The sequence below is a fragment of the Isosphaeraceae bacterium EP7 genome (assembly GCA_038400315.1).
GTDB lineage: Bacteria > Planctomycetota > Planctomycetia > Isosphaerales > Isosphaeraceae > EP7.
In genome coordinates, this window is record CP151667.1 from 625,884 (window position 1) to 638,565 (window position 12,682).

Annotated in this window: 4 protein-coding genes; 2 read left to right on the forward strand and 2 right to left on the reverse strand. The window is 67.0% G+C overall.

The features are described 5' to 3' along the window. Nucleotides 1-182: 182 nt before the first annotated feature. Together EP7_RS02555 and EP7_RS02560 are read left to right on the forward strand one after the other, a co-directional pair. Complete coding sequence (locus EP7_RS02555; RefSeq protein WP_463526007.1) at nt 183-3,185, forward strand: RNA polymerase sigma factor; 3,003 nt, start codon at nt 183-185, stop codon at nt 3,183-3,185. A gap of 262 nt (nt 3,186-3,447) precedes the next feature. Then, nucleotides 3,448-6,003: an RNA polymerase sigma factor gene (locus EP7_RS02560; RefSeq protein WP_463526008.1), complete on the forward strand. Its 2,556-nt coding sequence runs from the start codon at nt 3,448-3,450 to the stop codon at nt 6,001-6,003. A 744-nt stretch (nt 6,004-6,747) separates the two neighbouring features. On the opposite strand, the gene EP7_RS02565 is transcribed toward EP7_RS02560, so the two are convergent. Beyond that, on the reverse strand, nt 6,748-8,466 hold the full coding sequence (locus EP7_RS02565; protein WP_463526009.1) for an ATP-binding protein: 1,719 nt from the start codon (nt 8,464-8,466) through the stop codon (nt 6,748-6,750). A gap of 133 nt (nt 8,467-8,599) precedes the next feature. Continuing rightward, nucleotides 8,600-12,643: a hypothetical protein gene (locus tag EP7_RS02570; RefSeq protein ID WP_463526010.1), complete on the reverse strand. Its 4,044-nt coding sequence runs from the start codon at nt 12,641-12,643 to the stop codon at nt 8,600-8,602. Nucleotides 12,644-12,682 lie beyond the last annotated feature (39 nt).

Sequence of the window (12,682 nt, forward strand, 5' to 3'; positions counted from 1 at the left end):
TCAGACCATTCCATGAACGGGCCGGTTCCCTCGCATCGCCCACGCTCCCTGGCGATAACGTCTGGCCCGATCGGTTTGCCCCTCTCGCGAGTTTTCTTTTCCCCCGCCGGATAAAGTTGTAACTGAACCCAGGCGCCGAGGCAGTCCCATCCCGGGAGACGAGTCGAGGGGGGCATCCGGCCATGGCGAGCGGACAGTGGTCGTCGGTCGTCAGGCAAGTCAACCGGCTCTGGACCTCGGGGACGGCCGCAGGCCAGACCGAGGCCCAGTTGCTCGACCGATTTGCAACCAGCGGCGATGAGTCGGCGTTCGAGACTCTGGTGGCACGCCACGGGCCGATGGTCCACGGCGTCTGCCGGCGGCTTCTGCGCGACCCGAACGACGCCGACGACGCATTCCAGGCGACGTTCCTGGTGCTGGCCCGCAAGGCGGGAACCATCGACGACCGCGAGGCGCTTGCGAGCTGGCTCTACGGCGTGGCCAGGCGGGTTTCCGCCCGGGCCCGCACCGACGCCAGCACCCGCAGGCGCCGCGAGGCCGCCGCCAATCCCGATCGCCCCGCATCCCCCGACGCCGCCCACCAGGCCCAGCGTCGAGAGCTTGCGGAGACGGTCCAGTCCGAGGTCGACCGCCTGCCGGCCTCCAGCCGAGCCGTCGTCGTCCTCTGCGACCTCTCGGGCTGCACGCACGAGGAGGCCGCCGCTCGCCTGGGCTGGCCGATAGGAACGGTGAAAGGCCGCCACTTCCGCGCCCGCAACCAGCTCAAGGACCGCCTGGCCCGCCGAGGCCTCGCCCCGGCCACCATCCTCTCTGCCCTTGCCACCGGTTCCGAAGCCCGCCCCATCGTCCCCCGAGCCTTGCTCGAAACCACGGCCCGGGCCGCCTGCGCCTACGCTACCGGCCGAGAGACCCTCGCCGGCCTGGCCGCGACGCATGCGATCCACCTCGCCCAGGGGGTCACAAAGACCATGTTCACTCATCAGATCCAGTGGGCCGCCGCCGCCACCCTGGCGACGGCCCTCCTCACCGCCGGCGCCGGAGTCGTCGCGCAAGGCGTTGGGGCGAACTCCAAGCCGGGCGACACCGTCAAGGCCCCGGCAACCGGCGATCAGACCTCCGTATCGACCAGCTCAACCGACGCGACATCGTCTGAGACAACCCCTCAGCCCACCGCGTACGTTCCGCCGATCGAGATTCAACTCGATCAACGTCGCCGTGAGGCCGACGCGGCCCTCCAGACGCTCAAGCAGGCCGCCGAATCCGGGGTCAAAGTCGATCCGAAAGACGTGAGGCTTTGGCTGGACCGAATGGATGTGGCCAACACCGAACTGGACCGCCGCATTGGGGCAAGAGTCATGCAGGTCCGCGAACTTGGAGCACAGGCCGTCAAGAGTGGGTCCGATCAGGACAAGCTCCGCCTCGTGTGGGGCGAGACCGAGTTGAAGAAGCTATCGAACATTAATAAGCGTGGAATGGCACCCGTGAAAACAGCATGGGACTACGAAAGCGACTTCATCGAGCTCGAAGTCCTGAATGCCAGAATTGCTCCCGCCCCAAAGCAAGACTCCCAGGCCAGATACAATCCTGCGAAAAATGCCAGAACCGCCGAATTTAGTCAGGCCACTCCAGCCGGTCCGCCAGAAGCCAAGCCCAGCCCCTCCCAGACAACGACGACCACCGAGGTCTTCCCGCCAGAAGCCAAGCCCAGCCCCACTCAGACAACGACGACCACCGAGGTCACCAAACCCGGCGACGCCGAGAAGCAGTCTCAGGATGCCATCGCGATCCTGAACGCCATGTCGAAGGCCCTGTACTCCGGCGTGGATGTCGACGTCGAACAGGCAGATTTCTGGCTCAAGCGATTCAAGAAAGGACTCGACGAGCAAAACGCGGCCAAGATTGCCAAGGCCCAGGAGGACGTTCGGCTCCAGGAAGAGAAGGTTCGCCAACTGGGTGATGCCGCCGCAAAATCGATGACGGCCGATTCTCAGGTCGAGCTCATCGAGGCCAGGATCAAGCTCGCGGAACTCAAGAGAATCAGACCGACCAGCATGGACTCATATCCAGTGATCAGAGAATACATCTCCTACCGTCGCCAAGGAGGGGTAGGCCGTTTCGACGCGACTCTGAGCGGCATGGGAGGAATGGGCGGCGGCATGGGAATGGGCATGGGCGGCGGCATGGGAGGTATGGGCGGCGGCATGGGAATGGGCATGGGCGGCGGTCAAATCAACCCACCCAACCTGGCAAAATCCCAGGCCTCGGGTTGGCTTATGATTGCTCGTCGCGCCGCACAGGAAGGAGTGGAAGTCCCCCGTAATCAACTCGGCGAGATGCTCGACCTTCACGAACGAGAGGCCGAGGACGCGATGGCAGCCAGTATCGAGTCGTTCACGAAGAGTACTGTGGAGCGTCTGGAATCCAACGCCAAGCTCAGGGCCGGCCGCACGTCTCCCGAAGAAACCAACCCCGGCCAGGAAGAGGCACGCCTGGCCCTCCAGAAGATGAACCTCGCCACCAATGTCTCCCTGATCAGGCGCAACGGGGAGGCGAATAAGCACTCCTTCGACGACCTTCGAGGCCTCCTGGAAACCGGCAAATACACCCCGCTGGCCCCAGGGGCGGTCGCCAAGACTGCGTCAGTTCCGTTGTCCAACGATGCGAATGGGCCGGACAAAATTGACGGCGGTCAGAAGCCTGGCGTCATTCCCGCCGAGACGACGCCCAAGGCTCAGATTTCCCCCGACGAAGGTGGGGCGAAGGACTCCGGTCCCATCGCCGAGATCGGCGACGATCCGGCTTCGAAAGCCGTCGCCAAGCGGCTTGCAACCGTCATCGATGCTTCATTCGCGGAGCCGACGACACTCGATGACTTCCTCAAGGAACTCAAAGCCAGGACCAAGGGCGACAGCGTCAAAGAGCTCAACTTCTACATCGAGTCCGAAGGGTTCCCGCGCGGTGTCATGGGAATGACTGGGTCGGATAAAAAGCCGACGATCACCCTCGACCTCCACGACGTTCCCGCCTCCCTGGCCTTGAGGCTCGCCCTGCGGCAGCTCAGCCTCGCCTACTTCGTTCGCGACGGTGTCATCTACATTACCCTGCTCAGGGACGCGGAGAGCCTCGAAGCCACCATCAAGGGCGAGGGGATCACGCGGCCCAGGCCGGTCCAGCTCAAGAAATGACCTTGGTCCGCGGGCCCCGCCGGGAGCGGGGATCGCGGATTCCGGGAGGCCTGCGCGTGCTCCGATGGCGCAGGTCCCCCGCGGCAGATCCGGCCTCGTCCGACGCGACCAAGCTCGGTCGGCCCCGCCTCTGGCCCCGCCCGATTTCCCCCGCTCGCGTCCCCTCTCGGATTCCGGCAGAATTGTGGGAACCCGAGGCCACCCCCGCGGCAGCACCTTGCGGAGGGACGAAACGGGAGCTTGGTTTGGGGCCGAGACTCACATGGCAACCGGACAGTGGGCGGCGGTGGTCGGGCAGGTGAATCGGCTCTGGACCGCGGGAACGTCCGCGGGACAGACCGAGACTCAGCTGCTCGACCGATTTGCAACCGGCGGCGATGAGTCGGCGTTCGAGGCGCTGGTGGCTCGTCACGGGTCGATGGTTCACGGCGTCTGCCGCCGGGTTCTGCGAGACCCGAACGATGCCGACGACGCGTTTCAGGCGACGTTCCTGGTGCTGGCCCGCAAGGCGGGATCTCTGCGGGACGGGGCCCTGCTGGGCAACTGGCTCTACGGCGTGGCCCGACGGGTGTCGACCCGGGCCAGGGCCGATGCCGAGGCCCGCCGACGCCGCGAGGCCGACGCGGGCCGGGGTGCCGGCGACGAGCCCGACGCCTCGCAGGCGGCCCAGCGGCGCGAGCTTGCGGAGATGGTCCAGGCCGAGGTCGACCGCCTCCCCTCGGCCAGCCGCGCGGTGGTGGTGCTCTGCGACTTATCCGGCTGCTCGCACGAGGAAGCCGCAAGCCGCCTGGGCCTGCCGCTGGGAACGGTCAAAAGCCGCCACTTCCGAGCCCGAACCCAGCTGAAAACCCGCCTCCACGGCCGAGGGCTCGCCCCCGAGCCCGCGCTGGCCCTGCTGGTCACCCGGACCGGAGCCCGCCTCGTCCCCCCAGCGCTGCTCGAAACCACGGCCCGGGCCGCATGCGCCTACGCCGCCGGTCGACTGACCCTCGCCGGCCTGGCCACATCGCACGCGGTCTCACTCGCCCAGGGGGTGCTCACGTCCATGCTCACCAACCAACTCACCCTAGCGGCCACCATCACCCTCTCCGCCGCCCTCCTCACGGTCGGCGCCGGAGTGTATGCGCAGGCACCAGCCGGAGCCGCGAAGGCCGACGGTGCTGGCCTGGTCGGAGACGGATCGAAGAAGCCTCAGGCCACTCCGACGGTTTCGGTAAAAACCTCGACGGACTTCTCGAAGACTAACGGATCGAGCATCGCCGAACTTGGCGCGATTGCGGTGGCGGATCCGAAGTCCACCGAACCGGTCGATTCCGACCCCAAGCCGGTGCCGGCCGAGAAACCCCGGGATATTCAGACAAGACTGAACGAGGCACATACCATCCTCGACGCCATGATGACGGTTCAGCAATCCGGCGCGAATATTGATCTCAACGAGGCCAGGCTCTGGCTCGAGCACCTGCAGCAAGCAATCAAGGACCGAGACGCCCCTGAGATTGCCGAGGCCAAGGAGCAACTTCGGATTTTCTCCCTCGCGGCGGCCAAGTCGAATAAGGCAGACGATCGAATCCGGGTGCTCCAGGCAACATCACGCCTCGCCCATTTGGAGCGAAAATTCGAGAACGAGGCGAATCATTACCAATTCAAGAGATCGACCAATGGCGCCTTGATGATGCCGCTCACGTTGCTCGAGGAAGCCAAGCGGAATGCAGGCGCGATCGACGGGGAGGAGGATGGAAAGGTTCAGCAAGCGTTAACAGTCGACGAACAGCGGGAACGATTCGCCGGTGCGAAACGATCACTCACGATGATCTCGAATTCCCTCGAAACTCTTCGCCAAGCGGCCGCCGATGGCGTGGAAATTCCCAAGGACCAACTGAGGTATTGGCTCGATCGACATAAAAAAGCTTCCAAACGCTATCTGGCCTTCGGGATCAAGCAGAGGGAGAGCGACGCGATCTCTGGCCCGCTTCAATTCGTGGATGGGTCGCAAGTCGAAATCGAAGGAGGGCAGCCGACCGAGGAAGCGAAATACCGCAGAGAACTCGCGACCCTGACGGCCGCGCGGACGGTCGCGAGCATGAAGCAGCGCTATGAGAAGGGACTTCGGGCGTTTGATGACCTCCAGCATCTGATGGAGACCGGAAAATACGATCCGAGCCTGGTGCGCTCGTCGGAGCCCCCCTACGGCCCCGCTAAGGTTGAGACACCGCCCCTGGCGAGCGCCGACGTGAATGGCGCCACTCAGGCCAAGCCAACCGGCCCCGAGGCTGGGGGTGACATGGAATCGGGTGGGGGCGGAGGCTACGGCGGAGGAGGCGAAACCTCGCGGTCGTCCGTGCGGATGTCCGTCCCGCAGGTCGGAACCGACGAGGCGTCGAAGGAATTGGGGAGACGGCTTGGCGAAGCGGTCACCATGCAATTCCCGCAGGAGACGCCTCTCGAAGACGTGCTCAAATACCTCAAGACGGCGACCTCCGACGTGAACTTCAAGGGCCTCACCTTCTACATCGACCCGGAAGGCCTGGCCGACGCCGAACGGACCACCACCTCGCCCGTCTCCATCGATCTGGATGGCTTCCCCCTACGCACCAGCCTGAAGCTGTTGCTGAAACAGCTCGGCCTGGTGTACATGGTCCGCGACGGCCTGGTCATCATCACCCACCCCGACCGGGTCGAGGAACTCGACCACCTCCTCGGCGATGACGGCTTCAGCCTGCCCAGCGCCGAGACCAAGGGAGGTCAGGGCGGCGCTTTCTCCAACGAGAAGCCCGACCAGACGACTCCGTCCACGCTCAAGGGCGGCGGCCTGAGATGACCCAAGATGGGAGGATTCGCAACCGCTGAACGACCTCTCCCCACCCCTTCATCCCGCCCCCCTTGCCGCGCGAGTCGATCGACTCGCGCGGCAAGGGGGATCGGTCGAGGTACCGGACCCGGACTGCGCCGGAGCGGTTCTCAACGCTCCTGATCGGCTCCGATCATGCTTGCGGCATCAATGAGCATAAATTTGCGCGATAAATCTGGAAAAATCACGATTTTCCCTGCCGGTTTTCTCGGGCGATTGCAACTGATGTCCTAGGCCAACTCTCGAATGGTGTTGGCCGGGCTCTTTGGCAACTCGAAGCAGGTGAGCGGTCAGCACCAATTCCCGCCGATTTGGCTCGAGTCCAGGCGCGGAACGAACCCACCGAGACGTCGATTCTTCGGAAGTCTGGGCGCGGAACGAACCCATCTTGCCAATCTGGCAGGTGAGTTGTCTCAAATTCCAAGGTGTCCAGATTCGATCGAGTCTCCGATCATTGGGCCCAATGACCAGACTCGATTTCATGCCGTTGGCCCAATTACAAAACGAAGCCATTGCCGAAGTTCTTTTCTGGGAATCATTTCGGTCGATGGGCTCGTAGATCGCCCTTTGCGGTCCGGCGCAAGTCGCTTCCGTGGCCGGCGCAGAACAGAGCCATCTTGCCGGAATGGCAGGGCCGTCGCAGGTGACGTCAAGGGGCGGGGCAGGCCGGTGGCTCTTGGAAACGAGCAACACGAAACGAACCCGGGGAATTGGTCAGACGTCGGCGACGGTGGCCATCTCGCCGGAGTCGCGGCTTTCGGGCGAGCGTCGGGTGGGCAACTCGAAGATGAAGGTGGTGCCGGTGCCAACGCCCGAGCGCACCTCGATCATGCCGCCGTGCTCGCGGGCGATCTTCTGGGAGACGGGCAGGCCGAGGCCGGTGCCGCGGGAGCCCTTCGTCGAGGTGAAGATCTGGAAGAGTCCCGGCAGATCGTCCTCGGCGATGCCGGTGCCGTTGTCGGCCACGATCACGCGGGCGATTCCGGTCTCGGCTTCCCAGTGGGTCGAGACGTCGGCCTTGGCCCCTTCGATCCCCTCGGCGGCGTCGAGGGCGTTGGTGACCAGGTTCAGGACGGCCCGGTGGATGCCGTCGGGGTCGATGACGATCTCGGGCATGTCGGCGGCCGGGGTCCAGGTCAGGGCCACTCCCAGCTCGTCGGCCCGGGTGCGCATCAGCTCGCAGACGTCGCAGACGGTCTCGTTGAGGTCCGCCTTCTCCAGCGCGGGCTCGCGGTCCTTGGAGTAGGAGAGCATGTCCATGACCAGGTTGTAGATTTTGCCCTGGTTCTTCTCGACGATGGTCCAGCCGCGTCGGACGATGGCGTCATCCTTCTCCTTCAGCCCCATGTCGATGAGGTAGCTGCCGCCCTTGATCCCTTGCAGAATGTTCTTGATATGATGGGACAGGGTGGCGATCGTCTGGCCCACGGCGGCGAGCCGCTCGGCCTGGAGCTTGGCCTGGTACAGCTCGGTGTTCTCGATGGCGAGCCCCGCCTGGTGGCCGATGGCGACCATCAGCTTGAGGTGGTCTCGCGAGAACTTGCCCCCGCGTGCCATCCGGCCCAACTCGCTCGCGGCGGCGAACTCATTGGCCGCGCGGATGTCGGCGTAGAGCACGCCGAGGGTGGTGTGCCGCCCCTGGATGGGGACGCAGATGGCCTCGCGGATGCCCAGGCCATGGATGGATGCGGCGGGGCTGAATCGCTTGTCGGCGGGGGCGTCGGTGGTGATGACCCCCTGCCCTTTCTCCAGGACGTGGTCGGTGATGGTCCTGGAGATGGTCAGCCGCTCGTCGGGGGGAGCTTCCCCGCGCCAGCGGACGACCTGCGGGACGAGTTCGCCGGCGGGGTCTCTCAGGAGGATCGCGCCTCGGTCCGCGCCGATGGACTCGAAGACCAGCTCGAGGATCTGCGGCAGGAGCGCATCGACGTCTGCGGTCATGCTGATGGCCTGGGTGGCCTGATACATGACGGCCAGGTTGGCCAGCCGGTCCTTGAGCCAGGCCCCCGCCGATCCCGGGGCGGTGAGCATCCGCGAGCCTTCGCCGGCCGGGATGCTGCGGAGGATCGCCGATCGGTCGTCGGGGCTGGAGCGGCCCAGCAAGTTGACCCTGGAGGCCATCTCCTTCTGGAGCTCCGACGGCGGCCCGTCGTCCTGGAAGAGCATGACCGTCTGGCCGAGGCGGACCCGGTCGCCGGCCTTTAATGAGGTGGAGCCGATGGGGCGATCGTTGAGGAACGATCCGTTGGCCGAGCCGAGGTCGACGAGGCGGAAGCCGCCCGGCTCTGGCCTGACCTCGGCGTGCCTGCGGGAGACCTCGTGGTCGTGCAGCCGGATCGGGTTGGTCTGGTCGCGCCCCATGGCCATGGGCGAGGCCAGCAGCTCGAATCGCTTGCCCTGGTCGGCCCCCTGGATCACGAACAAGGAGGCCACAGCCAATCCCCCCGCCTGTCGCCGCGTCCCCCGTCCCGCCCGCGCGGCACGCCTTCGGGACCAACACTAATGGCGCCCATGGCCCCCGTCAACCCAGGCCCCTCGCCCGCCTGGCGGCCGGCCGAGTCTCGCCCTAGCGGATAAAGCTCAGCGGCAGCTTCAGGGCCGACGAGAAGAAGATCAGGCCGGCCTCGCCCACCAGCACGCTCGGGTCGACCGACACGGCCGGGTTGCGCACGGTGCCGCCGACCCTCAGCTTCAGCAGCCGGCTGGACAGGAAGTTGGTCACCGAGAGCAGTGCCTGCTCCTGCCGGCCGACGGCCTCGCGCAGCCCCGGGATCAGGCCCACGAGCGTCTGGCCGCTCTCGGCGATGTACTGGCTGGTGTTGACCAGCACCTTCAGGTCGAGCGCCCCGTCCAGGCCGACGGTGCCGGTGACCTGGAGCTGCGCCAGCCTCCCTTGCAGGTGCAGGTCCTCGATCACGAGCTGCCTGCGGGCGATCACCCCATGCAGCGCCCCGGTCTCGAACAGGCCGCCGCTGGCGGCGCCCAGGAAGCGGTCGATCTCGCGGAAGACGGGCACGGACAGCAGCGAGGCGTCGGTCAGCTCCAGGTTGACGGCCCCTCGGGCGGATTCGATCCGCGACGGGTCGGGCCCGCTCAGCTTCACCTTGCCCGAGACCTTGCCGGTGGAGGTCCGCGCCGAGTCGCTCCGCAGGCGCATGATCGACTCCAGGTCGAGGGATGTCAGCTGGACATCGGCGTCGAAGGCCCTCGACTCGCCGATGCCGACCTTCAAATTGCCCACCAGCCGCCCGCCCGCCACCCGGGCCGTCCAGCGCCTGGAGTTGAGCTGCCTGGACGCCCCGTCACCTGAACCTTGCAGGTCGATGGGCAGGTCGAGGTCGGTGACGGGGATGCCGAAGAGGGTCGCGCGGGCTACCCGGACGTCGCCGTCGGCCCGCATTCCGGCGTCGGATCGGCCCTTCAGCCTGAGGTTGGCCAGGCCCTCGACTCGCCCGGCCAGTTGGGGGATTCCGTCGGCCAGCCGGGCCAGATTCGCCCGGTCGACGGCGATCTCGAAGCTCACCGGAGAGCTGCCAGCGCCCTCGGACTTAACTTTCGGGGTCTCGCCGCTAAGGATGCCCCGCAGCGCCCCGCCCCAGAACTCGCCCTCGAGCGGGTCGACGGTCCAGCCGGCGGGGGTCAGCGTGATGATCCCCTTCATCGCCCCCAGCGAGTGCGCCTCGCGGCCGGACCCTCGGCGGAGGTTCTGGAGCTGCACTCGCCCCCTGGCGTACAGGCCCGTGCCGTCGCCCGCTAGCCTCAGATTCGCATTCAACGACCCGTCGCCGTTCAGGCCCGACCCGCCGCCATTCAGGGCACGCATCAGGCCGTCGATCGAGAACCGATCAGCGATGAGGTGGGCATCGGTCCTGGACCGCCGACCGTCCCTCTCCGCCTGAGGTGGCCCCGGGAGCTGGCCCTTCAGGCGGATCTTGCCGCCCAGGCTGTCGGCCGACATCTCGTAGAGCCAGGCCTCGGCCCCTTTGCGGACCGTCGCGACGACCCGCTCGGCGGGCAGGCCCTGCACGACCATGCTGGCGGCCGTGAGGTCCAGGTCGACCACGGCCGAGTCCAGGTTCGCCGGCAGCAGGCGGACGCTGACCTTGCCGCCGGCCTTGCCCGCCAGGCTGATCCCGGCCCCCGGGATGGCCCGCGCCAGGCCCGAGGTCTCGATGCCTGCGAATGTGGCCTCGGCCGTCGAGGGCCTGTCGGGCGCCAGCGGGATGCGTCCGTGCGCCGACAGCGTGCCGCCCAGAGGCCTCGCGTCGATGCCCGAGATGATGACTTCGTTTCCTTCGGTCACCCACTGGAACGGGACGTCGCCGAGCTCGACCCCCTCGACCTTCAGGCCGAGGACCCGCCCCTTGCCGTCGGTGGTCAACTTCAGGTCGGCCAGGGTGCCGCTCAGCTCGGCCTTGGCCTCGACACGACCCGAGGCCGGCGAGGGCCTGGGGGCCGAGGGCACGAACGCGAGCACGTCGTCGATCTTCCAGCCGATGACCTCCAGGCTGGCCCTGGTGGCATAAGGGGCCGCCAGGTTCAGGTTCAGCCGCGCCGCGAGCGGCTTGCCGGCGAGCCGCCCGGCCAGCTCGGGCATGTCGAGGACGCCATCGGCCAGCGAGAACCGGGCGACCGCCGCGTCGAGCGTCGCGCCTCGGTAGCGGACCTCCTCGGTCTCCAGCCGCCCGTTCCCCACCCAGGCTTTCAGCTCCTTCAGCCGGTCGACGGGCGCTTCGAACTCGGCCCGCGCCGAGACGGCCCCGGAGATCGGCGTCGGCCTCGGCAGCCAGGGGGCGAGCAGCTCGCCGATGGGGAGTGCGCGGGCCTCGAACTTCGCCGTGAGCGGCCCCTTCGGCTCGATCTGGGCCCGGAGCCGGCCGCGGAACGCCCCCGGCGGCAGGGGGCCTTCCATGGGAGGCGGCGGCGTGGCCACGGGCGACTCCTTGGCGTCCCCCGCCGGGCGGTCGAGCAGCTGGCCTCGAAACTCGGTCAGCTCCAGCACCCCGTCGGCCAGATCCAGCCTCGCCGTCGCCCGGCCCAGGTCGACCCCCTCGATCGACGCGCCTGAGAGGCTCGCTTCTCCGTGGAATGCGTATTTCTTGATGTCACGCACGTCGGCGATCGGGATCGTCGCCTTCGCCTTCAGGCTCATCTTGCCGGCGATCGTCGGCGGCAGATCGATGCCGGCCAGGGCCTTCAGCCGCTCGGCCAGTTTCTTCAGATCCACGTCTTCCAGCTCGAACTGTGTGCTCAGGGTCTTGGGAAGCTGGACCTTGGGGGGAGCCGGCTTGGCCGGTTCCGCGGGCGGCTCGCTCGGCTTGACGGCGGGATTCTGCGGGCCTGCGGTGACGACGGCCATGCTCAGCATCGTGCCGAACGGGCCGATGGCGGGCCGGCTCGCGGCGTTGTCTCCGGGGGGCGAGTCGTACCTGAGCTCCTCGCCTTGCGCGGTCATGGTCAGGCGCATTGATTTGACGGGGATTCCCTGGACGACCGCCCCCTCGATGACCGCGTCCCCCTCCGAGCCGGTCAGGTCGACGTGGTGGTCGGGAGCCAGCGAGGCCACGACGTGCGCCTTGCCGGTCAGCGAGCCCGAGGTTGCGAACTCCTTCAGGTGCCAGGCGGGCGGGGTCAGCGCGACGTCGACCTTGGCCAGATCCATGATCATATCGAACTTCAAGGCGGGGCCGCTGAAGTCCATCGTGCCCTCGCCCTGCACCGTCCCGCCCAGGGCCTTGCCGGCGGCCTGCGTGAGCGTGAGCACCTTGCCGTCCAGCTTGATCAGGCCATCGGCCTGCTCGAGTACCAGGCCGGCCGACTTCAGGGTGACTTGCGTCTTGTTCAGGGTGAACTGGGCGTGCAGGGCCGGCGGCGAGCCGGGCGCCGCGTCGAATGCGAGGCGGGCGACCACGGGGCCGTCGACGTCGAGGTGCTCCCAGGCGGCGGCCGGCACGAACGGCAGGGTGGCCAGTTGATTGTGTCGGACGGTCAGGGGACGCTCGGTGTGCATGCCGATCTCCGCCGTCCCTGCGGCCGAATCGACCAGGCCGTTCAGGATCCAGCGGCCCCAGGTCGGATGGTCGAAGGCGCCGTCGATCGAGGCCGAACCCATATCTTTACCGGGGATCAACTCGGCGTTGGCCCCCTTCACTTCCAGGGTATTGCCCCCGCGCTGGGCTAGCGTCACAGTTGCCCCCTCGACCACGACCCGTGGCAACGCGGCCTTGGTGCCCGATCGCCCCGAGGTGGGCAGGCGGGTGGCAAGCTGGCCGTCCTCCTTGAAGGAGAGGGCCAGCTTCGGGCCGTTCACCTTGATGTCTCCGGGGGTCCAGCGACCGGCCAGCAGGTTCGTCAGCCCGAGGTCGACGTCGGCGGATTCGGCCGAGGCCCAGGCAGGCCCGTCGGCCCCTGCCTCATAAACCGTCAGGCCCGTAACCCCCGCTCGGCTGATCCCAACCCACCAGCCGCCAATCTCGACCCTCCCCCCGTATTCCGCCCGCAGTGCCCGGGCGATCACGGCGGGGATGACGAATGTGTAGAGGATCACCCCCCCGAGGAACGCCCCGAGGATCGCGGACAGTACGATCGTGCGGCGGCTGATCCTTGCCATCAATGGACCTCGTTCATGGCCTTGGCGAGAGATTCGATG